Origin of the sequence: Sporosarcina newyorkensis, assembly GCF_900167515.1 — a bacterium.
Lineage (GTDB): Bacteria > Bacillota > Bacilli > Bacillales_A > Planococcaceae > Sporosarcina > Sporosarcina newyorkensis.
In genome coordinates this window covers 30,332-52,444 of record NZ_FUYJ01000013.1, presented here as the reverse complement: position 1 = coordinate 52,444, position 22,113 = coordinate 30,332, and the positions used below count along the sequence as shown (strand labels likewise).

Sequence of the window (22,113 nt, the reverse complement as noted above, 5' to 3'; positions counted from 1 at the left end):
AAGTAAGATCCCTCAAAGATGATGAGGTGGATAGGTCTGGGGTGGAAGCACGGCGACGTGTGCAGCTGACAGATACTAATCGATCGAGGACTTAACCTATTTTAAGAAGCACTACTTGATGTACACAATGTCTTTTATTCAGTTTTGAGTGAACAAGCTTTACTCATCTGTCTAGTAACGATGGCGAAGAGGTCACACCCGTTCCCATACCGAACACGGAAGTTAAGCTCTTCAGCGCCGATGGTAGTCGGGGGCTTCCCCCTGTGAGAGTAGGACGTTGCTAGGCATGCGAAGCCATTCACTATGGTCATCATAGTGAGTGGCTTTTTTGTGTTCTCGAAAGATGAAGAGGAAAGTAGAAAGTTTTGATATACTAAGTAGAAGAAAAGGAGTGCGTGATAGATGAATTATGAAGATCGACCGCTTATTCAGGCGCTAGAAAACTTTCGTAAACAGCAGCCTATTTCATTCCACGTGCCTGGACATAAACATGGAGCATTGTCTGGTTTACCGCAGAATTTGCGACAGGCATTAGCCTATGACGTTACCGAACTTGCTGGTTTGGATGATCTGCATAGCCCAACAGGCGTAATTCAGCGAGCGGAAGAGAAACTGACACGTTTACATGGAAGTACTCGTAGCTTTCTCTTAGTCAACGGCTCTACTGTTGGTAATTTGGCTATGCTGTATGCAACAGTGGGGAAAGGCGATGCAGTATTGGTTCAACGAAATGCGCATAAGTCCGTGTTTCATGCGCTCGAGTTAACAGGGGCGCGGGCAGTTTTTTTATCCCCCCAGTGGGATGAAGATACGCGGACTGCAGGAGGTGTGTCGGTTGCAAATGTTAAGGAAGCGTTTAAGCAATTTTCCAACGTAAAAGCTGCCGTTTTTACAAATCCTACTTACTATGGAGTAGCAAACAGAGAGCTAGGTAAAATAATTAAAGAGTGTCATGCGTATAGAGTGCCTGTTTTAGTAGATGAAGCGCATGGTGCTCACTTCAAAGCTCATCAATCATTTCCGGAAAGTGCGCTTAGCCTAGGTGCGGATGTAGTGGTTCAATCTGCACATAAGACATTGCCGGCAATGACAATGGCTTCATTTTTACATGTACGTTCAAATTTCGTTAAAACAGAACGAGTAGCGCATTTTTTACATATGTTGCAGTCGAGTAGTCCATCCTACTTGTTGATGGCTTCATTGGATGATGCTAGGCATTATGTAGAGTCTTATAATGAAACGGATTATGCAAGCTTACAATCATACAGGCGAGAGTTACTACGAGAGCTTCAATGCATTTCCGATGTGAAAGTGGTTGAAGTAGATGATCCATTAAAGCTGCTAGTACGCGTAGAGGGTAATACAGGCTTCGCTTTGCAAGACGCACTAGAAAAACAAGGCGTTTATTCGGAACTCGCAGATCTTTATCAAGTCCTTTTAGTGTTGCCTTTAGTGAAAGCCGATCATGCAGGTATTGTGAACGATGTGGTAAAGAAATTTAGAGATGCAGTAGAGTTGCTACGTGCAACGGAAAGTGATAAGCCATCGGTTAAGCTTAAAATGCCGCACTTGCCAATAACGACAGCGGTCTATACAACAGATCGGCTACGAGAAATGAAAGCCGAGTGGATGCATATTGAGGAGGCAAAGGGTAAAATTGCTTTTGAATCAATTGTCCCTTATCCGCCTGGTATCCCATTGTTATGCGCTGGCGAGAGAGTTGCAGAAGCGCATATACGGCAACTGCTTGTGTTAGCGGAAGCAGGCTCTCGTTTTCAAGGAGCTTTTGATGTAGAGTCGAATCAAATTAAAGTGGTCAGTGAATAGATAGGAGACGTTTTTTTTGAGAGGTTTATTTATTAGTTTTGAAGGACCGGAAGGCGCAGGAAAGACGACAGTATTGCATAAGATTGCTGCAAGATTGAAGGAACAAGGGCGCGCGGTTACAATGACACGTGAACCAGGCGGAATTCCTATTGCCGAGAAAATACGTGAAGTGATTTTAGACGCAAATCATCAAGAGATGGATGGAAAGACAGAGGCCTTATTGTATGCAGCTGCACGCCGGCAGCACTTAGTTGAAAAAGTTTTGCCGGCTCTTGAAGAAGGCAGCATCGTACTCTGTGACCGCTTTATTGATAGTTCACTGGCATATCAAGGCTTTGCACGAGGTCTAGGGATGGACGATGTGTTAGCAATCAATTTATTTGCGATAGAAGACCATATGCCTGACTGTACGATCTTTTTCGATGTACCGCCGGAAGTGGGATTGGAGCGAATCTGGAAAGATACAGAACGGGAGCAAAACCGTTTAGACTTGGAAGAACTGGAATTTCATAAGCGGGTCTATAAAGGGTATCAAGAAGTGATAACGCGAGCCGAAGGACGGATACAAGTAGTGGATGCACAGAAGTCAGAGTTGCAAGTAGTCGAAAATGTATGGGAAATTGTAAATTCAGAAGTCAACTTAAAATGGAATTCGTGATATAATAGAAAGGAACCTTCTTTAGAAGTAGACACGGACCGGATGAGAGAGCCGTGTAGATATAAGAAATCGGAAAAGGGGAGAGTACATTGAAACTGATTGTAGCAGTGGTACAGGACCAAGATAGTAACCGATTATCTTCCGCGTTAACTAAAAGTGATTTTCGGAATACGAAGTTAGCTAGTACAGGCGGATTTCTTCGTGCAGGAAACACTACATTCTTAATGGGTGTGGAGGACGAGTTAGTTTCAAAAGCTTTGGATTTAATTCGTGATAATTGTCGTTCCCGGGATCAGATGGTTGCACCTGTTTCACCTATGGGAGGCAATGCGGATTCCTATATTCCGTACCCAATCGAGGTAGAAGTAGGCGGAGCCACCGTATTTGTCTTGCCAATTGAACAGTTCCACCATTTTTAATATTGAGGTGAACTCTGATGAAAGTCAATGGTGACTATCGTACAGGGATGGATAAATTACCGAAAGACCCGCTTCGTCAGTTGCAAGGAAATGCTCGTTTTGGACAAATGGTGGAGAAGCAGGAAGCACGCCTGCAAAGTGAACAGATCACCCGCCTATTTGGAGATATTACAAGTGCAGGTGATCGGCTCGCGCGGTCACGGAATTTGCGTGATATGGCAAAGTATAAAATGCTGATTAAACGCTTTCTGAAGGAGTCAGTAGAGTCCGGTATTGAATTAAAGCAATCCCATACTTGGAATCAATTTGGTGAAGGACGCCGTTTAAAGATTGTCCGAACGATTGATGAGAAACTAATTGCACTGACAGAAGCCCTATTGGATGAAGAAGAATCGTCCATTGATTTGCTAGCGAAAATCGGCGAAATCAAAGGACTTTTGATTAACTTATATACGTAATCCCGTGCTGCATTTTACTGGTAGCACGGGGTTTTTTGCAACAACTATGAAGAACTACCAAGGAGGAGATTGCATGTTGGAAAACGACAATAATCATGCATTGCAGTCTCAACAACAGGTAATCAAGCGCTTACAAACAATTCACCAACGTCAGCGTGTTGGACATGCCTATATATTCGACGGTTCTAATGGGTCAGGCAAGGAACTTATTGCAAGTTATTTTACAAAGTTACTGCTATGTATGGATCCAAAAGAAAATGTTCCATGTGAAACATGTCATTCCTGCAAAAGGATACAATCAGGCAATCATCCAAATGTTGTGACCATCAGACCGGACGGACAGGATATTAAAAAAGATCAAATGGCAGAATTAATTATGAAAATGACGAAGAAGGGTTATGAGGAAGGGCGTAAGGTATATATCATTGCCAACGCTGAGCGAATGAATAGTTCAGCCTCCAATACCCTATTAAAGTTTCTTGAAGAACCTGAAGGCAATGTGACAGCAATCTTGCTGACTGACTCTTACACATCTGTTTTACCGACCATTCAATCACGTTGTCAGCGAATACCTTTACAGCCCATGAATCGAGAGGCCATCATAGAGGCCCTTATACAGCAAGGAGTAACGACATCGTTGGCCGCAACCGTTACCATGATGACCGCCAATGCCAATGAAGCGTATGAAATGACGCAGGAAGATTCCTTTGTACAGAAACGGAAATTAGTGTTAAAATTAGTAGAGGCAATTGAACAGCGATCGCCGGGTGAGGCTTTGTTGTTCATTCAGACAGATTGGATGCCTTTAATGAAGGAAAAAAGTGATTGTGAACAAGGGATAGACTTGCTTCTCTTTGCATACCGTGATATTGTAGCGGTGAAAGCGGGACTGCAATCGACTATTGCGTATCCCGATCAACTGGAAACCTTCACTAAACATTCTGTTAAAAATGCGTATAGCAGTTTAACTGTAAAAATAGATGCCATCTTGCAGGCAAAAAAACGATTGCATCAAAATATGAATCGTACGCTTTTACTAGAACAATTGGTGCTTACTATGCAGGAGGGGTTATTGTTTGTATAAAGTCGTAGGCGTCCGTTTTAAAAAAGCGGGTAAATTATATTATTTCGATCCATTGGATATGCCGGTTGAAGTCGGTAACTATGTCATTGTAGAAACCGCAAGAGGCATAGAATACGGCAAAGTTGCTAGTCGAAGTAATGAAATAGATGATGAAGACGTAGTCTTGCCATTGAAGAAGATCATTCGCCTTGCCGATGAGAATGATCGAGAGCTTGTTAGAGAAAATCAGCAGGAAGCAGAGCAGGCATTTGATGTTTGTGCTGAAAAGATTATAGAGCATCGGTTGGATATGCGTTTAGTCGATGTTGAGTATACATTTGACCGCAATAAAATTGTCTTCTATTTTACTGCTGAAGGTCGAGTTGACTTTCGCAGCTTGGTAAAGGATCTTGCATCGATTTTTCGAACAAGAATTGAGTTGCGCCAAATTGGCGTACGCGATGAAGCCAAGATGCTAGGTGGAATCGGACCGTGTGGAAGGATGCTGTGCTGTTCCACATTTTTAGGAGATTTTGAGCCTGTATCCATTAAGATGGCTAAGGATCAAAACCTTTCGTTGAATCCATCTAAGATTTCAGGGCTTTGTGGGCGCCTTATGTGTTGTCTAAAGTATGAAAATGATGAATACGAGGAAGCAAAAGCACAAATGCCTGATATTGGCACTCAAGTGGCAACGCCAGACGGGATTGGAAAAGTGGTTGGCTTAAATTTATTGGAACGCGTGCTGCAAGTGAATATGCCAGCTTTTGAAAGGGTACTCGAATATGCGTGGAGTGAGATTGAGGATTTACAGAAGGAAATGGCTCAATTGACGAAATGACGAGGTGGAACAGTTGAAAGAAGTGAACTTTCTTGACAGGGTGATGGAGTTTGAACAACAGTTGGACTCTATGCAAAAACATTTCAGGGAACTTATTGGGTTTGTCGCAGAGATGACTGAAGAAAACCACTCGCTTCGTCTGGAAAACCATCATCTGCGAACGCGACTGGATGAAATCGATAAGATTACACAAAATATAGAAGAGACCGCGCGAGATGAACGTCCGAAGAAGCTAGATGTTGGCGAGGGTGTAGACAATTTAGCTCGGCTGTACAATGAAGGGTTTCATGTGTGCAATGTACATTATGGCAGCAGCCGTAAAGGCGAAGATTGTTTGTTTTGTCTGTCATTTTTAAATAAACAGAACGGTTGAAAGGGTCAATTCCTATTTTTAGGTATTGGCTTTTTCTTTTGATTAAGGAGTGTACGGCATGAATTTACAAGACGATGAAAGACTTGATTACTTATTAGCAGAGGATTTACGCATTATTCAAAGTCCTTCTGTTTTTTCATTTTCATTGGATGCGGTATTGTTGGCAAGGTTCGCTTATGTACCGATTCGAAGTGGGAAGGTAGTGGACTTGTGTACTGGAAATGGGGCCATTCCTTTATTTTTGAGTGCACGAACGAAAGCGAGAATTGTTGGGGTTGAGTTGCAAGAGCGGCTGGCAGATATGGCGAAAAGAAGTGTGGCTCATAACGGACTTGATGAACAGTTGTCGATTTTACAGGATAATGTGATTGGGATTGCCAAGAAGATTGGATACGATACCTATGATACTGTTACGTGCAATCCCCCTTATTTTCCCGCAAATGAGGCTAGTGCAAGAAACAAAAGCGAGCATTATACGATCGCAAGACATGAAGTTGAATTGAAGCTGGATCAAGCAGTACAATCTGCCAGTGAATTATTAAAACAAGGTGGCAAGGCAGCATTTGTTCATCGACCGGGTCGCCTGTTGGATATGATCACTTCTATGAGACAGCATCGACTAGAGCCAAAGCGCATTCGCTTTGTCTATCCAAAAGAAGGAAAAGAAGCGAATACGTTATTGATCGAAGCCATAAAGGATGGGAAACCAGATTTAAAAATCCTGCCTCCTTTATATGTATATCAGGCCAATGGAAATTATACAGAGGAAGTGAGGCACCTACTGTATGGCGACGAGTGAGCACTTTTTTTATGTGTTGGAATGTATAGATGGCTCGTATTACGCAGGATATACGAATGATTTAGAACGGCGCTTGCGTGTACATAATGAAGGAAAAGGGGCTAAGTATACGAGAGGTCGCTTGCCAGTCAGGTATGTTTACCGTGAAATGTATGAGACGAAACGAGAGGCGATGCAAGCAGAGTATCAATTCAAGACATTGAATCGTTCGCAAAAAGAGCAGTATATTCGAAAGGAGCGGACAGAATGATTGTTTCTCAAAAAAGTGCCGAAACGACAGAGGCAGGGAAGTTGTTTATTGTCGGAACCCCAATTGGAAATTTAGAAGATATGACATACCGTGCTATACGTATTTTGCAGGAAGTCGATTTTATAGCAGCAGAAGATACGCGAAACACGATCAAACTGTGTAATCATTTCGATATTCACACGCCGTTAATCAGTTATCATGAACATAATACGCGAGTTGCCGGAGAAAAAATTATAGAATACCTCAAAACTGGGAAGGATATAGCTATTGTAAGTGATGCGGGTATGCCGTGTATTTCAGATCCAGGAACGGATCTCGTCAAACTTGCGATTGAACAAGAAATTGCAGTCGTTCCAGTTCCCGGACCTAACGCGGCCGTGACAGCCCTCGTAGCTTCAGGGATTACGCCGCAACCCTTTCTATTTTGGGGATTCTTGGCCAGGCAGAAAAAAGAACAAAAGGAACAGCTGAAAAAATTGCAACGTTATGAGGAGACGTTGTTATTCTACGAAGCACCTCATCGTTTAAAGCAGACCTTGCGAAATCTGACGGAGCAATTTGGTGAGGAACGCAAAATTGTCATGGCACGAGAGCTGACGAAACGCTTTGAAGAATTATTGAGGGGTACTCTAGCAGAAGCTGTGGAATGGGCGGACACTCATGAAATCAGAGGAGAGTTTTGCTTAGTGGTAGAGGGCAATTGCAATGTGCAAGAAGAGGTAATTGAAGAATGGTGGACGGAACTGTCTATAAAAGATCATGTTGAACAGGTGATAGAGCAAAAAGAAATACGTTCAAAAGATGCAATTCGGGAAGTGGCGGAAGCAAGAGGTCTTGGGAAGCGGGATGTCTACCAGGCGTATCATGTGGATTAATTAAGTTAAGGAAAATCTTTCTGAAATAAAAAAGAATCCAGAACGAGTGAATGTCCGGGATTCTTTTTCATTAATTAATTTTACCTTCGATTTCTTGAATTAGTTGTTTAGCGCCTTCAGGACTTAAAATCAACTTACCATCAATTAGACGAAGATTGTCGTCTGAGACTTCTCCGGTGATAGAGCATGTCATATTTGGCATGTACTTCTTCAAGATAATCTTGTCATCGTCCACGTATATTTCTAACGCATCTTTTTGCTCAATACCGAGCGTGCGACGTAATTCGATTGGGATAACAACACGGCCTAACTCATCAACTTTTCTCACGATTCCAGTAGATTTCATGACAAGGATTCCTCCTACACTCTAAATTTCTATTCGTCAAAATTCGACATGATTCTCTTGTCTATTAAACATCATACCAACTCTTCCAATAATCGTCAATCATCAGAACTTAAAAAAACAATAATATTATTTATCAATTTTTTGATAGGAAAAAAATGAGAGTTTATATGTAAATCTAGTTATTTGTCATTCATGCCCTTAGAAATTGATAGATAAATACACTTAATTAGATGAGAACATGGCACTTTTGTACAACATCCGATAAAATGAAACTATACATTAATTTATTTGGAGGAATTCGTGTGGAGAATCAATCTAAAACGTTTTATATTACTACACCTATTTATTACCCGAGCGGAAAATTTCATATAGGAACGGCTTATACTACCATTGCTTCTGATGCTATGGCGCGCTATAAACGGTTGCGTGGATATGATGTCAGATTTTTAACGGGAATGGACGAGCATGGACAAAAAATACAGGAGAAAGCAGAGGAAGAAGGCCTTTCACCTCTTAAATATGTCGATGGAATTGCGGATATTGCAAAGAATCTCTGGAAACTGATGGACATCTCGTACGATGACCTGATCCGAACTACAGAAGATCGTCATAAGAAAGTCGTAGAAAAGATCTTCCAGAAGTTCCTTGATAATGGTGACATCTATAAAGGAAAGTACGAAGGATGGAAATGTGTACCGTGTGAGTCATACTTTACGGAATCGCAGCTTGAAGACGGAAATTGTCCGGACTGTGGAAGACCTGTCCAGCGCGTTGAGGAAGAATCCTATTTTTTCAATATGAAAAAGTATTCCGATCGATTGTTGGCGTACTATGAAGAAAATCCGACATTTATTGAGCCGGAATCACGTAAAAATGAAATGATCAATAACTTTATCAAGCCTGGATTAGAAGATTTGTCCGTTTCCCGTATGTCATTTGACTGGGGAATTAAAGTGCCGGGAGATCCAAAACACGTCATTTACGTTTGGGTAGACGCCTTGACGAACTATATTACCTCACTTGGCTATTTATCCGACGATGATTCGTTGTTTAAAAAATACTGGCCTGCTGATGTCCATGTCGTAGGAAAAGACATTGTTCGATTCCATACGATTTATTGGCCGATCTTTTTGATGGCACTCGATCTGCCATTGCCGAAGAAAGTATTTGCACACGGTTTCATTATGATGAAAGACGGAAAAATGTCGAAATCTAAAGGAAATGTTGTCTATCCCGAGATGTTAGTGGAACGTTACGGCTTGGATGCAACTCGTTATTTCCTACTACGAGAGCTTCCGTTCGGGCAGGACGGGGTATTTTCTCCGGAAGCATTTGTCGAGCGTATTAACTATGACTTAGCAAACGACCTAGGGAATTTACTGAACCGTACGATTTCCATGATCAATAAGTATTTCGATGGAGAAATCCTGACGGAAGGCTTGGTTTCTACGGAATACGATGAGTCGTTACGTGATATGATCCAACAAACAGTGAATAAATATGAACATTCCATGGAAAAAATGCAGTTCAGCGTTGTATTGTCGGATGTTTGGGCATTAATCTCACGAACGAACAAATATATAGACGAGACATCCCCGTGGGTATTGGCGAAATCAGAAGAAGACCGCATGAAATTGGCATCTGTCATGTATCATCTTGCACTTTCTCTTCATCACACAGCGGTATTGCTGCAGCCGTTCATGACGAATGCGCCGAAACAAATGGTCGAGCAGTTAGGTCTTGCGGAAGATTCACTGGCTTGGGATTCGTTACAAAACAATTACCAAATTCCGCATGGTACTACAGTCATCGGAAAAGGTGTACCGATCTTCCCACGTTTAGATACGGAAGTAGAAGTCGAGTATATTCGACAGCAAATGGCTATCACGGCTCCCGCTGAAGTGCAAGAAGAGGTGGAAGAAGTGACAGAAGAAACGAATGAAATTACCATTGATGATTTTATGAATGTAGAGTTGCGTGTGGCGACAGTGACGGCGTGTGAGAAAATGCCGAAAGCCGATAAGTTATTGAAATTGCAACTAGACTTAGGTTACGAGCAACGTCAAGTTGTGTCAGGCATCGCAGAACATTACGATGCTGAAGAAGTAGTCGGCATGAAAGTGATTGTCGTGGCGAACCTGAAACCAGTGAAACTGCGCGGTGAATTATCACAAGGGATGATTCTGGCAGGGAAGAAAGACGGCGTTTTGAAGCTTGCTACCGTCGATTCCTCATTGGAAAATGGAGCACAAGTGAAGTAATTTAACGAAAAAAGGATGTCCGGTTCTAATACCGGGCATCTTTTTTCGTGGAGCAAATAAATTCACTTGAAGGATAAATTATGATTTACTAGTTCAATCCGGTGGGAAAGGTATGTATATACAACCGCCTGTTTGTAACATGTTTGTAATGTGAATGAGATGTAAGACACAATTTTTGATCATAGAATAGAGAATACTGTGAGGAGAGATACGATGTTTATCGATACACATGTCCACTTGAACGCAGATCAATACGAAGATGATGTGGAAGAGGTTATTCAGCGTGCACTCGATGCGAATGTAGAAAAAATGGTTGTGGTCGGATTTGATACAAAAACGATCGAAAAGGCGATGGAATTAATTGAACGCTATCCATTTATTTACGGTGTAATTGGCTGGCATCCTGTTGACGCGATTGATTGCACAGATCGTGATTTACAATGGATCAAGGAATTGGCTGCTCATCCTAAAATCGTTGGCATTGGAGAGATGGGCCTTGACTATCACTGGGACAAGTCACCGAAGGACATACAGCAGGAACTGTTTCGTAAACAAATTCAATTAGCAAAAGAAGTGAACTTGCCAATTATTATTCATAATCGGGATGCTACGGGCGATGTAGTCCGTATATTGCAGGAAGAATCGGCGAGCGAAGTTGGTGGGATTATGCATTGTTACGGTGGAAGCGTTGAAACGGCCAAACAATGTATTGATATGAATTTCCTAATTTCTCTCGGAGGACCGGTGACATTCAAGAATGCGAGAATGCCAAAAGAGGTAGCAAAAGAGATTCCGCTAAAATATTTATTGATCGAAACGGATGCGCCATATTTAGCACCGCATCCATACAGAGGGAAACGCAATGAACCCGCATACGTACCGCTGGTTGCTGAGGAAGTTGCACGTCTCAAAGAAATATCGGTTGAACAAGTCGCAAGGCAAACTACTGAAAATGCCATACATCTTTTCGGTATACAGTGAATATAGTGGTCACTGGGTTTGCGTTTCTTGACAGACAATATAGTGATGCGGTCATCTAGTTATTTTTAATTTAAAAGATTGACAGGCAAAAACAAACACTATATACTCAGCCGAGTAATGAAGGAGGAGTTTTTTCATGTCTCAGAAACCCATGAAAAACCTGTTTACGTTTTCAACGAAGGGTAAGCGTATTGCAATTCTAGCGATTGCAATGGCTTTATTCATAACAACAACGTCACTCGTATTGATTGACGGCAAAAAGAAGACAGTCTCTTTGGCGCTTAACGGTAAGCAAACTGAATTGCGTACTGCTGCTGCCACTGTAGAAGAACTTCTAGCCGCTAACGACATACAAGTGAAGACACATGACCATCTTGAACCTTCGATGGATACACCAATTGAGCATGGCTTGGCCATCCAATGGAAACAGGCGAAAAAAGTTACTATAGATGTCGATGGCAAGACGCAAGAACTGTGGACGACGGAACAGACAGTACAGGATGTACTAAAGAAGGCAAATGTTGATGTTACCACACATGATGAAGTAGAACCTGCTCTGGCAGCGAATATTTCAGATAATCAGCCGATCACCGTCGAAAAGGCATTCCAAGTCATTGTAAAAGACGGTGGAAAAGAGAGTACACACTGGTCAACTTCGACTACGGTCGCTGACTTTTTAAGGGATCAAAATATCCGGCTCACTGAATTGGATAAAGTAGAAGGAGATTCGAAAGCAAAGTTAACAGCGTCTAATGCTACAGTAAACATTGCACGAGTAGAAAAGGTCACCGATGTAGTGGAAGAATCAGAGAACTTCAAAGTGCAAACGAAAACTGATCCTAAATTGCTGAAAGGCCGCGAAAAAGTGGTTCAAGAAGGCAAAAAAGGGAAAGTTCAGCGGAGGTTTGAAGTCACAAAGAAAAATGGAAAAGTAGTATCTCGTGAATTAGTTAGCGAGAAAGTGATTGAGAAGCCTACACATAAAGTGGTACGTGTCGGTTCAAAAGTTATGGTCGCTAGTGCTAATTCTCAGAGCGATGGCAATGTAGGTGTTTCACGTAGTGACGCACCGAGCGGAGGACGTGAGTTCTATGCTAATGCGAGTGCATATACTGCTTATTGCAACGGGTGTTCAGGAACCACGGCGACAGGTATCGACTTGCGCGCAAACCCAAATTTAAAAGTGATTGCGGTCGATCCGAGTGTCATTCCGTTAGGATCTAAAGTGTGGGTTGAAGGCTATGGTTACGCAGTTGCAGGAGATACAGGAGGCGCTATTAAAGGCAATCGTATCGATTTGCACATGCCGACCAAAGCTCAAGCTTATCAATTTGGACGCCGCCAAGTTAAGATCAAAGTAATTAACTGACTATACAACGCCGGTAAAGGAGAGTAACTCTTTCCTTTGCCGGTTTTTTCGTCTTTAGACAACGTGGCCAGTATGGTTGTGCAGCATGCGAAAAAACAGTAAAATAGAAAGAATGATATGGTAAGAAAAGAGGAATCCTGTGAATATAGAAGAAGTTGTTGTGGTGGAAGGAAAGTCAGACACCATCGCAGTCAAAAGAGCAACAGGCGCAGATACGATTGAAACGAATGGTTCTGCTGTCAATGAACAGACGATTGAGCGAATTCGTCATGCACAAAAGACACGGGGCGTCATCGTCTTTACAGATCCAGACTTTCCTGGCAGACGCATACGGGCAATTGTTGAAGAACAAGTACCCGGCGTCAAGCACGCGTTTCTTTCAAAAAAAGATACGATTGCTAAGAATGGCCGTGGATTAGGTATAGAACATGCAAGTGATGAGTCGATTCGTCATGCCTTGGCTTCTGTTTACACGGTAAGTGTGCATACAATAGAGGAGATCCCTATGGCGCGGCTGCTGGATGCCAAGCTGATCGGTCACGATGAATCTAGAAAACGTCGTGACCGGCTGAGTGAGTTACTGCAGATTGGACAGGTCAACGGGAAAGGTTTGAAAAAGCGTTTGGAGATGTTCCGAATATCTCAGGATCAGCTAGAAGAGGCAATAAAAGTTCTCGATGAGGAGGAAATGAATACTGATGTATAAAGACATCGCAACACCGATGAGGACGAAGGAAATATTACAAAAGCACGGGTTTTCATTCAAAAAGAGTTTAGGACAGAACTTCTTGGTAGACCCGAATGTATTGCATAATATCGTATCCCACGCAGCTATAACAAAAAATACAGGCGTTATTGAAGTAGGGCCAGGAATCGGTGCGCTGACAGAGCATTTGGCACGGCAAGCGGGAAAAGTAGTGGCGTTTGAAATAGATGGTCGTCTGCTTCCGGTGTTGGAAGACACCATGTCTCCGTACCTGAATGTCACGGTACTGCATCAAGATGTCCTGAAGGCCGATCTTCATCAAGTAATAGAGGAACAATTTGCCGACTACGAAGACATCGTAGTTGTTGCCAATTTGCCATATTATATAACGACTCCAATAATCATGAAATTCCTAATGGAAAAGGCACGGGTTAAACAGTTGGTCATCATGATGCAAAAGGAAGTGGCCGATCGCATCACAGCGGTCCCGAGTACGAAAGCATACGGCTCATTATCCATAGCCGTGCAATATTATATGGATGCAGAAGTGTCTATGATCGTGCCTAAAACTGTTTTTATTCCGCAACCGAATGTAGAGTCAGCAGTTTTATGTTTAACACGTAAGGAAAATGCGTACCCTGATGTAGTGGATGAAGAGTTTTTGTTTATCGTAACTCAGGGATCATTCCTTCATCGCCGTAAGACAATATGGAATAACTTACAGTCTTCGCTGCCGGAGGGCAAAGAGAAGAAGGAGCTAATTCAGAAGGCTTTCGAAGTTGCTGAAGTGGATCCCGGAAGAAGAGGAGAAACACTGTCAATTCCAGAGTTCATCAAGCTTGCGAATGCTTTATACCCGTATTTCCATACACCGAAATCATGACAAAAGTCAATCAAATTTTATTGTGAAAAATGAGGGAATTTTTCATAAAACATTTGACAAAGACATAGGATCACTGTTAAAATAAAAAATTTGGTTGACAGATCTTCCGAAAAATGTTATGCTAGTATTTAGTGAGGTGTAAGCAACATGCCAAAAACATTAGCAGACATTAAAAAGTCACTGGATGCTCATTTAGGGAAACGTCTCCACCTAAAGGCTAATGGCGGTCGAAAAAAGACGATCGAACATGCCGGAGTTTTGCGCGACACGTATCGTGCAGTTTTCGTAGTAGAGTTAGACCAGGATGACAATGCGTTTGAAAGAGTTTCTTACAGCTATGCAGATATTTTGACCGAAGCGGTTGAAATAACAATTCTTGATGGTGCGGATCAAACTGCCTTTATCATCAAATAATTACAAGATGCAATTTTTTTAATTTAATTCCTAGCAAACCTGTACAAGTAGTTCATGTACAGGTTTTTTTATTATTTTAAACAGTTTTCTAAAAGTAAGAGGTCAATGATGCACATTCATTACGTGGGTTGTTGCGCCTTAATCTCCTGGGATAAAGAGTATTTATAAAATAAACACGTGTATTTTTTTTATTTCGGCACATCCTATAGTAGTCAGCCGAAAAGGAGGAAAACCGAATGGCGAGAAAAGGCGTCATGTCAGATCAGTTGAAAGAAGAAATCGCAAAAGACCTTGGCTTTTATGATGTTGTACAGCGAGAAGGTTGGGGCGGAATTCGATCACGTGATGCGGGCAATATGGTGAAACGTGCGATTGAAATGGCAAGCAGGCAAGCGGAGGAGAAAAAATAATCCATCCTATGTCCCGGAGAATCCAAAACAGGCTGACAAAAGGAACTGCAAAAGCGAAAACGCTTGCAGTTCTTTTTTCGTTTATTCTTCCTATGTTCTATCTATTGTGTGGTAATATAATGAGCAAGAACATGCTGTGGGGAGGGAGCTTTTATCATGATTTACGAAAAGGCACCTGCGAAAATCAACTTAACTTTAGATGTGCTGCATAAACGGCCAGACGGATTCCATGAGGTAGAAATGATCATGACAACCGTTGACTTGGCTGATCGTATATGGCTTCGACTTACATCAGAGCGCTCCATTACGATTAAAGCGTCTCACCGCTTTGTCCCAAATGATCGCAAAAACTTAGCTTATCAAGCTGCTGACTTATTGCGAAAACGATATCGGGTAAATGAAGGCGTTGAAATAACGTTAGATAAGAATATTCCAATTGCTGCAGGGCTTGCAGGCGGAAGTTCGGATGCTGCAGCTACTTTGCGAGGGTTGAATCGTTTGTGGAAATTGGGCCTCTCGTTGGATGAGTTGGCAGTGCTTGGAGCAGAGATTGGTTCGGATGTTTCCTTTTGTGTCTATGGAGGGACAGCGATTGCAAATGGGCGAGGAGAGAAAATTACTCATTTATCGCCTCCGCCGAATTGCTGGGTAATCTTAGCGAAGCCGTCTATCGGCGTGTCGACTGGAAACATTTATGGTCAGCTAGATTTATCGACTGTATCACACCCGAAAACTGCGCAAATGATAGAAGCCTTAAAAGAAGGTGACTATAATAAAATGTGTTCTTCATTAGGAAACGTGCTAGAACCTGTCACGATGGGATTACATGATGAAGTGGTGGTGCTTAAGGAGCAAATGGAACGCTTCGGAGCAGATGCCGTATTGATGAGTGGCAGTGGTCCGACTGTTTTTGGCTTAGTAAGACAGGAATCACGCGTGCCTAAGATTGTGAATGCATTGAAAGGTTTTTGTCAAGATGTACATGCAGTACGGATGCTAGGAGAACGTGTCTTAGTTGATTAATACCGTATAATTATGATAATGTACTTATAATTCATTCGGATTTAGGAGTCGGTAGTATGAAGTGGAAAAGAAGTGAAAGGCTGGTCGATATGACGCGCCATCTGCTGGAAAATCCGCACACACTCATTTCTTTGACGTTTTTCTCTAACAGATATGCTGCAGCGAAATCTTCGATCAGTGAAGATCTAGGTATTCTGAAAGAAACTTTCGAAGAGAGTGGGACCGGGCGACTAGTGACCATTTCCGGTGCAGCAGGCGGTATTAAATATATTCCCTTAGCTAGTGAAGAAGAAGGGAAAGACGTGATACATTCCTTAATGGATGAGCTGAGAAAATCAGATCGTCTTCTTCCTGGCGGTTATTTGTATATGACAGACCTATTGGGTAACCCTAAATTTCTTGATCGTATTGGCAAAGTGATCGCCACTGCATTTTTCGATGCGGAAATTGATGCGATCATGACAGTTGCCACGAAGGGAATTCCAATTGCACACGCCATTGCGCGCCATCTGAATGTCCCTGTAATCGTTGTTCGTCGTGATAGCAAAGTAACAGAAGGATCCACGGTGAGCATTAATTATGTTTCGGGTTCTGCTCGAAGGATCCAAACGATGGTTCTGTCGAAAAGGAGTATGCAAAGCGGTCAAAAAGTTTTGCTGACGGATGATTTCATGAAAGTCGGCGGTACGATACAAGGTATGAAAAGCCTTTTGGAAGAGTTTAATTGTGAACTGGGTGGCGTAGCGGTATTAGTCGAAGCTGAACATCTGGAAGAAGTTTTGGTGGATGACTATCTATCGCTGATCAAACTTCATGCAGTAGATGAGAAACACAGAAAGATTGAATTAGAAGAAGGAAATTACTTTACGAGAGGTGGAAACCAAACATGGAATATGTAAAAACCGAACAAGCACCGCAGGCGATCGGCCCTTACTCACAAGCAGTAAAGGTGAATGGTGTCGTCTATACGTCTGGAGCAATCCCTTTGACAGCGGCAGGCGAACTTGTAGAAGGCGGAATTGTTGAGCAAACGAATCAAGTACTGGTCAATCTTCGTAAAATATTAGAAGAAGCAGGTACAAGTATGGAACAAGTTATCAAGACGACGGTGTTCATTCAAGACATGAACGAATTCGCCGCGTTGAACGAAGTTTACGCAGAACACTTTGGTGACCATAAACCCGCGCGTTCTACAGTAGAAGTAGCGCGTCTGCCAAAAGACGTACGAGTCGAAATTGAAGCAGTAGCAATTTGCAAATCATAATTTATGTAGGCAGGCGGTTCCATGTAATGTCTCTTAAAGGACAATGGACCGCTTATTTTAATCTTAGCGGGCTAGAATATCAGCATGGACCCTGAACGTGAACAGCTAATTTACCTTATTGTATAGATATTAAAAAAATTCATAAAAATTCTATTTTAATCTGTAGAGAAAACGAGTATTATAGAATCAACACAAATATTCTGGGTAAAAAGAGGAATTTTACCAGATGACCTAGAATAAGTACATTGTGAAGAATAGACAACAAGGGAGTGGGGAAAATGGAGATCACAGATGTAAGATTACGCAAGGTAGACACCGAAGGCAGAATGAGAGCAATTGCTTCCATAACGCTGAACGATCAGTTTGTCATCCATGATATCCGGGTCATAGAGGGGAATGACGGATTATTCGTAGCAATGCCAAGTAAACGTACGCCGGATGGAGAATTTCGTGATGTCGCGCACCCGATTAACTCGGACGCAAGAACAAAAGTACAAGAAGCGATTCTAGCGGCATATCATCAAGTAGGAGAACAACAGGGGGTACTTGAAGAAGCTGCACTATAAATTTGCCAGTTATAAGAAAGCGTTTTCATATCTATTTTAAGCAAAAGGCCATCTATTTGAGTAGATGGCCTTTTGGTTTCAATAAGAAAAGACGAGGGTATACCCAAATCACTCCTGTTAGTAAAAAGATGGTCGATAAAGTACGTTTACTATTATAACAATCTTAAAAATTCATAGTGGTTTTCTATGAATATAAAATTTGCCAAAAGATTATTAATGATAAAAGAAAGTAATGTAATTGTCAAGGGGATATGCTTGAAAAAAGCGATCATTTCCGATATAGTCAATAATGAATTAAGGATGGGGGCTGGCAGATGACAAAGACATATGCTATCGTCCTGGCTGCAGGACAAGGGACTCGAATGAAGTCCGATTTATATAAAGTGCTTCACCCAGTCTGCGGTAAACCAATGGTAGAGCATGTGATTGACCATATTCGAGATCTAGATTCAGACCGGATCGTCACCATTGTTGGTCATGGCGCGGAAACGGTAGAACAAGCATTAGGAAACAAAAGTGAATATGCGTTACAGGCAGAGCAACTTGGTACCGCACATGCTGTGCAACAAGCCGGATCGGTTCTTGGCGATCTTGACGGCACCACTCTTGTCGTTTGCGGAGACACACCGTTAATCGGCAGCGAGACAATGAAAGCGTTACTTGCCCATCATCATCAAACAGAAGCAAAAGCTACAATACTTACTGCAATCGCAGATGACCCGACCGGCTATGGACGAATCATCCGCGCAGAGAACGGCGACGTATTGCGAAACGTCGAACATAAGGATACTGATGATGAAGAGCGTAACGTGAAGGAAATTAATACAGGAACTTATTGTTTTGATAATCGGGCATTGTTTGAAACATTAAAAAAAGTAAATAACGACAATGCACAGGGTGAGTATTATCTTCCTGACGTATTAGGTATTTTGAAATCAGAAGGACAGCGCATATCGGCTTACACGACGCCAAATTTCCATGAAACATTGGGCGTCAACGATCGTGTTGCATTAGCGCAAGCCGAAAAAGAAATGCGTCGCCTCATTGCAGAGAAACATATGCGCAACGGTGTAACGATCATCAATCCGGAGCAGACTGTGATCAGTGCTGACGCAGAAATTGGCCGAGACACTGTCATCCAGCCAGGTGTAGTGATCGAAGGGTCAACAAAAATTGGTTCAAACTGTGTGATCGGCCCTAATAGTCATTTACAAAATAGTACAGTAGGCGATCAAACAACAATTCATTCATCTGTCGTTCGTGATAGCCAAGTGGGCTCGCAGACAGCAGTTGGTCCGTTTGCACATTTACGTCCGGAAACTCAATTGGGCAACCATGTGAAGATCGGCAACTTTGTAGAAGTGAAGAAATCCCAGCTTGGCGACGACAGTAAGGTATCCCATCTCAGCTATATTGGGGACGCCGAAATTGGCAAGAATGTAAATGTGGGTTGTGGCACGATTACCGTTAATTATGACGGTAAAAATAAGCATAAGACAGAGATACAGGATGACGCTTTTATTGGTTGTAACGCTAATTTAGTAGCTCCTGTCACTGTAGGAAAAAATGCTATTGTAGCTGCTGGATCCACTATTACAAAAAATGTTCCAGAAAATTCACTTGCAATTGCGCGTGTTCGCCAAGAAAATAAAGAAGGATATGTAAAAAACTAATCTTACCCAACTAACAGGAGGGCCATCATGGCAAATCATTATCCGAACGACAAACTGAAAATCTTTTCGTTAACTGCGAATGAACCACTAGCACAAGAAGTAGCGGAGCAAGTCGGACTACCTCTAGGTAAATGCTCAGTCAAACGTTTTAGTGATGGAGAAATCCAAATCAATATCGACGAAAGCATTCGAGGTTGTGAAGTGTTTGTCATCCAATCTACTTCCAACCCAGTCAACGATAACTTAATGGAACTTCTCATTATGTTAGATGCCTTGATGCGTGCTTCTGCGCGTACGATTAATGTAGTGATGCCTTATTATGGCTATGCACGGCAGGACCGTAAGGCTAGCTCACGTGAGCCAATCACAGCTAAGCTAGTAGCGAATTTATTGGAAAAAGCGGGTGCTGACCGTGTCATCGCTGTAGATTTGCATGCACCTCAGATTCAAGGCTTCTTTGATATTCCGATTGACCACTTAATCGCTGAGCCAATCTTGACTGAATACTTCCAAAGCCAAGAATTAGACGACCTTGTCATCGTATCACCTGACCATGGTGGTGTTACAAGAGCACGTAAAATGGCGGATCGAATGAAAGCACCAATCGCGATCATTGATAAACGTCGTCCGCGTCCGAATGTAGCGGAAGTGATGAATATTGTTGGGAATGTTGAGGGCAAAACAGCTATTCTTATTGACGATATCATCGATACGGCTGGAACAATTACGATTGCAGCGAGCGCCTTAATTGAAAGTGGAGCGAAAGAAGTGTATGCTTGTTGTTCACATCCAGTTTTATCCGGTCCTGCAATTGAACGGATAAACAACTCCAAGATTAAGGAATTGGTTATTACAAATTCCATCGAATTGCCGGAGTCTAAGCAATCTCCAAAAATCAAACAGCTATCAATTGCACCACTATTGGCATCTGCAATTATTCGCGTGTTTGAGAAGAAGTCCGTAAGCACTTTGTTTGATTGATGACAAGTTACCTGATGTCGTCTGATATTGAATGTTTCAAGAGGTAGAAAAAACTTTTTTAAAGGAAAGGTGACTATACAAATGAACACAATGCAGTCGAACTTAAGAGAACCTGACAAAACGACACTAAGACAATTACGAAATGACGGGTGGATTCCTTCCGTAGTCTATGGTTACGAAACAGAAAGCACGCCAATCGCGGTAAAGGAGCGTGATTTGATTGATACGCTTCGCGAGACAGGGAAAAATGGTGTAATCAAGTTGAACGTAGACGGCAAAGATGTAAATGTCGTGTTAAATGATTATCAATCTGATGTGTTAAAAGGCAATATTACACACGCTGACTTTTTATCGATCAATATGACAGAGGAACTTGAAGTTGAAGTTGTTATTAATCTGGTTGGCGAATCGCCCGGTGAAAAACAAGGCGGTACATTACAACAGCCGATCCGTGAAGTAACGATCCGTGTTAAGCCTTCTGACATTCCAGAATCCATCGATGTTGACGTTTCAGAGCTGGAAATTGGGGATACGCTACTCGTTAGCGATGTCCGCGCGAAAGCAGCATATGAGATCTTGAATGAGGATGAAGATACACTTGTACTCGTATCAGCTCCTCGTACAGAAGCAGAAATGGAAGCACTGGACGAAGCAACTGATTCTGGTGAAGGTGCGGAACCCAAAGTAATTGGCGATGAAAAAGACGAATAAATAACGAAATGGGCGCACGAGTTTGTACCGTGCGCTCCTTTTCTATGCATATAGAGAACGTTTAGAAAAGGAAGAGAAGCAAATGAAATTAATAATCGGACTCGGAAATCCGGGAGAAACGTATGAAAAAACACGTCATAATATTGGATTCCAAGTAATTGATGAGTTGGCAAAGCGCTTGCAAGCACCTGCGTTTCAGAAAAAGTTCAATGGACAATACACAACTGTACATACCGTCCAAGGTAAAGTGATCTTGCTGAAACCGATGACGTATATGAACTTGTCGGGCGAATGTGTACGCCCATTGGCTGACTTTTTCGAAGTAAATGACGAAGAGATAGTCGTCCTATACGATGATTTGGATCTGCCGGTAGGAAAAATACGTCTTCGTCAAAAAGGAAGTGCTGGCGGTCATAACGGAATGAAATCATTGATTGCTCATTTAGGAACAACTGAGTTTAATCGAATCCGTATCGGCGTCGACCGTCCTTCAGGCGGAATGAAGGTTTCCGATTATGTGTTGGCTCCTTTCAGTGCGGACGAGCAGCCTTTAATCGAAGAGGCAGTCCAAAAAAGTGCCGATGCTTGTGAGGAATGGCAAAAGACGCCATTTATTGAAGTGATGAATAAATTTAACGGTTCTTAAGCATAACGTTGCGATTCTTTGCCTATACTTTGAAAAAGGAAGGTGAAGAGTGCGTGATCCGCTATTCTTGCAATCACTGTAATACGGAAATCGGTTCTATTCCATTCGAAGCGGCAAAGGAAACACTCAGTCAAATTGAGACATTAGACGAAGGTGAGAAGAAGTCGTTCCTGTCTGTCGATCATGATGGCGGGCTACATGTACGATGTATTTGTGAACATTGCGAGCAATCGTTAAAGACGTTCCCGGATTATTACACCTTTAAGAAATGGTTACAATAGTAACAGATGCTTTGGCGCTTACAGCCAAAGCTTTT

27 protein-coding genes and 2 rRNA genes are annotated in these 22,113 nt (G+C 42.2%); 28 read left to right on the top strand and 1 reads right to left on the bottom strand.

Annotation, left to right across the window (positions count from 1 at the left end):
* From B5D59_RS17795 to rsmI, 12 genes are all read left to right on the top strand, one after another.
* A 23S ribosomal RNA gene (locus B5D59_RS17795) occupies positions 1 to 99 on the top strand; the annotation flags it as partial.
* A gap of 71 nt (positions 100 to 170) precedes the next feature.
* Positions 171 to 286: ribosomal RNA gene (gene rrf, locus B5D59_RS17790) — 5S ribosomal RNA — on the top strand.
* A 116-nt stretch (positions 287 to 402) separates the two neighbouring features.
* Positions 403 to 1,827: an aminotransferase class I/II-fold pyridoxal phosphate-dependent enzyme gene (locus B5D59_RS17785; RefSeq protein WP_078818848.1), complete on the top strand. Its 1,425-nt coding sequence runs from the start codon at positions 403 to 405 to the stop codon at positions 1,825 to 1,827.
* Positions 1,828 to 1,843: 16 nt separating this feature from the next.
* Positions 1,844 to 2,485: a dTMP kinase gene (gene tmk, locus B5D59_RS17780; protein ID WP_078818847.1), complete on the top strand. Its 642-nt coding sequence runs from the start codon at positions 1,844 to 1,846 to the stop codon at positions 2,483 to 2,485.
* 89 nt (positions 2,486 to 2,574) lie between these two features.
* Complete coding sequence (locus tag B5D59_RS17775; protein ID WP_009499399.1) at positions 2,575 to 2,904, top strand: cyclic-di-AMP receptor; 330 nt, start codon at positions 2,575 to 2,577, stop codon at positions 2,902 to 2,904.
* A 17-nt stretch (positions 2,905 to 2,921) separates the two neighbouring features.
* Positions 2,922 to 3,362 (top strand): YaaR family protein, encoded by a 441-nt coding sequence (locus B5D59_RS17770; protein WP_078818846.1) that lies wholly within the window; start codon positions 2,922 to 2,924, stop codon positions 3,360 to 3,362.
* 73 nt (positions 3,363 to 3,435) lie between these two features.
* Positions 3,436 to 4,446, top strand: coding sequence for a DNA polymerase III subunit delta' (gene holB, locus B5D59_RS17765; protein ID WP_139366049.1), 1,011 nt, complete (start codon positions 3,436 to 3,438; stop codon positions 4,444 to 4,446).
* Positions 4,439 to 5,266 carry a PSP1 domain-containing protein gene (locus B5D59_RS17760; RefSeq protein ID WP_078818844.1) on the top strand — a complete coding sequence of 276 codons (828 nt, stop codon included), beginning with the start codon at positions 4,439 to 4,441 and terminating at the stop codon, positions 5,264 to 5,266. The genes holB and B5D59_RS17760 overlap by 8 nt, the downstream gene beginning before the upstream one ends.
* Before the next feature lie 13 nt (positions 5,267 to 5,279).
* Complete coding sequence (gene yabA, locus B5D59_RS17755) at positions 5,280 to 5,639, top strand: DNA replication initiation control protein YabA (RefSeq protein ID WP_078818843.1); 360 nt, start codon at positions 5,280 to 5,282, stop codon at positions 5,637 to 5,639.
* A 58-nt stretch (positions 5,640 to 5,697) separates the two neighbouring features.
* Complete coding sequence (locus B5D59_RS17750) at positions 5,698 to 6,438, top strand: tRNA1(Val) (adenine(37)-N6)-methyltransferase (RefSeq protein ID WP_009499404.1); 741 nt, start codon at positions 5,698 to 5,700, stop codon at positions 6,436 to 6,438.
* The gene (locus tag B5D59_RS17745) at positions 6,425 to 6,688 is read left to right on the top strand and encodes a GIY-YIG nuclease family protein (protein WP_009499405.1); all 264 of its coding nucleotides are present in this window, start codon (positions 6,425 to 6,427) and stop codon (positions 6,686 to 6,688) included. The genes B5D59_RS17750 and B5D59_RS17745 overlap by 14 nt, the downstream gene beginning before the upstream one ends.
* Entirely contained in the window at positions 6,685 to 7,563 is an 879-nt protein-coding gene (rsmI, locus tag B5D59_RS17740; protein ID WP_009499406.1) for a 16S rRNA (cytidine(1402)-2'-O)-methyltransferase, read from the top strand. The genes B5D59_RS17745 and rsmI overlap by 4 nt, the downstream gene beginning before the upstream one ends.
* Positions 7,564 to 7,633: 70 nt before the next feature.
* On the opposite strand, the gene B5D59_RS17735 is transcribed toward rsmI, so the two are convergent.
* A complete protein-coding gene (locus B5D59_RS17735) occupies positions 7,634 to 7,909 on the bottom strand; it encodes a transition state genes transcriptional regulator AbrB (protein ID WP_009499407.1) in 276 nt (91 codons plus the stop codon).
* Positions 7,910 to 8,175: 266 nt separating this feature from the next.
* On the opposite strand from B5D59_RS17735, the gene metG reads away from it, so the two are divergent.
* The 16 genes from metG to B5D59_RS17655 all read left to right on the top strand — a co-directional run bounded on the left by metG (position 8,176) and on the right by B5D59_RS17655 (position 22,078).
* Positions 8,176 to 10,170, top strand: coding sequence for a methionine--tRNA ligase (metG, locus tag B5D59_RS17730; RefSeq protein ID WP_078818842.1), 1,995 nt, complete (start codon positions 8,176 to 8,178; stop codon positions 10,168 to 10,170).
* Between the two features lie 213 nt (positions 10,171 to 10,383).
* Positions 10,384 to 11,151 carry a TatD family hydrolase gene (locus tag B5D59_RS17725; protein WP_078818841.1) on the top strand — a complete coding sequence of 256 codons (768 nt, stop codon included), beginning with the start codon at positions 10,384 to 10,386 and terminating at the stop codon, positions 11,149 to 11,151.
* Between the two features lie 136 nt (positions 11,152 to 11,287).
* Positions 11,288 to 12,520: a G5 and 3D domain-containing protein gene (locus B5D59_RS17720; RefSeq protein ID WP_078818840.1), complete on the top strand. Its 1,233-nt coding sequence runs from the start codon at positions 11,288 to 11,290 to the stop codon at positions 12,518 to 12,520.
* 139 nt (positions 12,521 to 12,659) lie between these two features.
* Positions 12,660 to 13,226 (top strand): ribonuclease M5, encoded by a 567-nt coding sequence (gene rnmV, locus B5D59_RS17715; protein ID WP_009499411.1) that lies wholly within the window; start codon positions 12,660 to 12,662, stop codon positions 13,224 to 13,226.
* Entirely contained in the window at positions 13,219 to 14,109 is an 891-nt protein-coding gene (gene rsmA, locus B5D59_RS17710; protein ID WP_078818839.1) for a 16S rRNA (adenine(1518)-N(6)/adenine(1519)-N(6))-dimethyltransferase RsmA, read from the top strand. The genes rnmV and rsmA overlap by 8 nt, the downstream gene beginning before the upstream one ends.
* Before the next feature lie 147 nt (positions 14,110 to 14,256).
* Complete coding sequence (gene veg, locus B5D59_RS17705; RefSeq protein WP_009499413.1) at positions 14,257 to 14,523, top strand: biofilm formation stimulator Veg; 267 nt, start codon at positions 14,257 to 14,259, stop codon at positions 14,521 to 14,523.
* 236 nt (positions 14,524 to 14,759) lie between these two features.
* Positions 14,760 to 14,933 carry a small, acid-soluble spore protein, alpha/beta type gene (locus B5D59_RS17700; RefSeq protein ID WP_009499414.1) on the top strand — a complete coding sequence of 58 codons (174 nt, stop codon included), beginning with the start codon at positions 14,760 to 14,762 and terminating at the stop codon, positions 14,931 to 14,933.
* Between the two features lie 156 nt (positions 14,934 to 15,089).
* Positions 15,090 to 15,956: a 4-(cytidine 5'-diphospho)-2-C-methyl-D-erythritol kinase gene (ispE, locus tag B5D59_RS17695; RefSeq protein ID WP_078818838.1), complete on the top strand. Its 867-nt coding sequence runs from the start codon at positions 15,090 to 15,092 to the stop codon at positions 15,954 to 15,956.
* A gap of 56 nt (positions 15,957 to 16,012) precedes the next feature.
* On the top strand, positions 16,013 to 16,855 hold the full coding sequence (gene purR, locus B5D59_RS17690) for a pur operon repressor (protein WP_009499416.1): 843 nt from the start codon (positions 16,013 to 16,015) through the stop codon (positions 16,853 to 16,855).
* Positions 16,843 to 17,220 (top strand): RidA family protein, encoded by a 378-nt coding sequence (locus B5D59_RS17685; protein WP_009499417.1) that lies wholly within the window; start codon positions 16,843 to 16,845, stop codon positions 17,218 to 17,220. Before purR ends, B5D59_RS17685 begins: the two co-directional genes overlap by 13 nt.
* A gap of 278 nt (positions 17,221 to 17,498) precedes the next feature.
* Positions 17,499 to 17,786 (top strand): septation regulator SpoVG, encoded by a 288-nt coding sequence (spoVG, locus tag B5D59_RS17680; RefSeq protein WP_078818837.1) that lies wholly within the window; start codon positions 17,499 to 17,501, stop codon positions 17,784 to 17,786.
* Positions 17,787 to 18,100: 314 nt separating this feature from the next.
* On the top strand, positions 18,101 to 19,459 hold the full coding sequence (gene glmU / locus B5D59_RS17675; RefSeq protein WP_078818836.1) for a bifunctional UDP-N-acetylglucosamine diphosphorylase/glucosamine-1-phosphate N-acetyltransferase GlmU: 1,359 nt from the start codon (positions 18,101 to 18,103) through the stop codon (positions 19,457 to 19,459).
* A 27-nt stretch (positions 19,460 to 19,486) separates the two neighbouring features.
* Positions 19,487 to 20,440 (top strand): ribose-phosphate diphosphokinase, encoded by a 954-nt coding sequence (locus B5D59_RS17670; RefSeq protein WP_009499423.1) that lies wholly within the window; start codon positions 19,487 to 19,489, stop codon positions 20,438 to 20,440.
* 81 nt (positions 20,441 to 20,521) lie between these two features.
* On the top strand, positions 20,522 to 21,151 hold the full coding sequence (locus tag B5D59_RS17665; RefSeq protein ID WP_040760054.1) for a 50S ribosomal protein L25/general stress protein Ctc: 630 nt from the start codon (positions 20,522 to 20,524) through the stop codon (positions 21,149 to 21,151).
* A gap of 82 nt (positions 21,152 to 21,233) precedes the next feature.
* Positions 21,234 to 21,797, top strand: a complete 564-nt coding sequence (gene pth, locus B5D59_RS17660) for an aminoacyl-tRNA hydrolase (protein ID WP_078818835.1) — start codon at positions 21,234 to 21,236, stop codon at positions 21,795 to 21,797.
* Positions 21,798 to 21,850: 53 nt separating this feature from the next.
* The gene (locus B5D59_RS17655) at positions 21,851 to 22,078 is read left to right on the top strand and encodes an anti-sigma-F factor Fin (RefSeq protein WP_009499428.1); all 228 of its coding nucleotides are present in this window, start codon (positions 21,851 to 21,853) and stop codon (positions 22,076 to 22,078) included.
* Positions 22,079 to 22,113: the final 35 nt, after the last annotated feature.

Bases quoted from the DNA above. Each gene is read 5' to 3' on its own strand.
- B5D59_RS17785 (WP_078818848.1), top strand. From the start codon at position 403: ATGAATTATGAAGATCGACCGCTTATTCAGGCGCTAGAAAACTTTCGT.
- B5D59_RS17770 (WP_078818846.1), top strand. From the start codon at position 2,922: ATGAAAGTCAATGGTGACTATCGTACAGGGATGGATAAATTACCGAAA.
- holB (WP_139366049.1), top strand. From the start codon at position 3,436: ATGTTGGAAAACGACAATAATCATGCATTGCAGTCTCAACAACAGGTA.
- B5D59_RS17750 (WP_009499404.1), top strand. From the start codon at position 5,698: ATGAATTTACAAGACGATGAAAGACTTGATTACTTATTAGCAGAGGAT.
- B5D59_RS17745 (WP_009499405.1), top strand. From the start codon at position 6,425: ATGGCGACGAGTGAGCACTTTTTTTATGTGTTGGAATGTATAGATGGC.
- rsmI (WP_009499406.1), top strand. From the start codon at position 6,685: ATGATTGTTTCTCAAAAAAGTGCCGAAACGACAGAGGCAGGGAAGTTG.
- B5D59_RS17735 (WP_009499407.1), bottom strand. From the start codon at position 7,909: ATGAAATCTACTGGAATCGTGAGAAAAGTTGATGAGTTAGGCCGTGTT.
- metG (WP_078818842.1), top strand. From the start codon at position 8,176: ATGAAACTATACATTAATTTATTTGGAGGAATTCGTGTGGAGAATCAA.
- B5D59_RS17725 (WP_078818841.1), top strand. From the start codon at position 10,384: ATGTTTATCGATACACATGTCCACTTGAACGCAGATCAATACGAAGAT.
- B5D59_RS17720 (WP_078818840.1), top strand. From the start codon at position 11,288: ATGTCTCAGAAACCCATGAAAAACCTGTTTACGTTTTCAACGAAGGGT.
- rsmA (WP_078818839.1), top strand. From the start codon at position 13,219: ATGTATAAAGACATCGCAACACCGATGAGGACGAAGGAAATATTACAA.
- veg (WP_009499413.1), top strand. From the start codon at position 14,257: ATGCCAAAAACATTAGCAGACATTAAAAAGTCACTGGATGCTCATTTA.
- B5D59_RS17700 (WP_009499414.1), top strand. From the start codon at position 14,760: ATGGCGAGAAAAGGCGTCATGTCAGATCAGTTGAAAGAAGAAATCGCA.
- ispE (WP_078818838.1), top strand. From the start codon at position 15,090: ATGATTTACGAAAAGGCACCTGCGAAAATCAACTTAACTTTAGATGTG.
- purR (WP_009499416.1), top strand. From the start codon at position 16,013: ATGAAGTGGAAAAGAAGTGAAAGGCTGGTCGATATGACGCGCCATCTG.
- B5D59_RS17685 (WP_009499417.1), top strand. From the start codon at position 16,843: ATGGAATATGTAAAAACCGAACAAGCACCGCAGGCGATCGGCCCTTAC.
- spoVG (WP_078818837.1), top strand. From the start codon at position 17,499: ATGGAGATCACAGATGTAAGATTACGCAAGGTAGACACCGAAGGCAGA.
- glmU (WP_078818836.1), top strand. From the start codon at position 18,101: ATGACAAAGACATATGCTATCGTCCTGGCTGCAGGACAAGGGACTCGA.
- B5D59_RS17670 (WP_009499423.1), top strand. From the start codon at position 19,487: ATGGCAAATCATTATCCGAACGACAAACTGAAAATCTTTTCGTTAACT.
- B5D59_RS17665 (WP_040760054.1), top strand. From the start codon at position 20,522: ATGAACACAATGCAGTCGAACTTAAGAGAACCTGACAAAACGACACTA.
- pth (WP_078818835.1), top strand. From the start codon at position 21,234: ATGAAATTAATAATCGGACTCGGAAATCCGGGAGAAACGTATGAAAAA.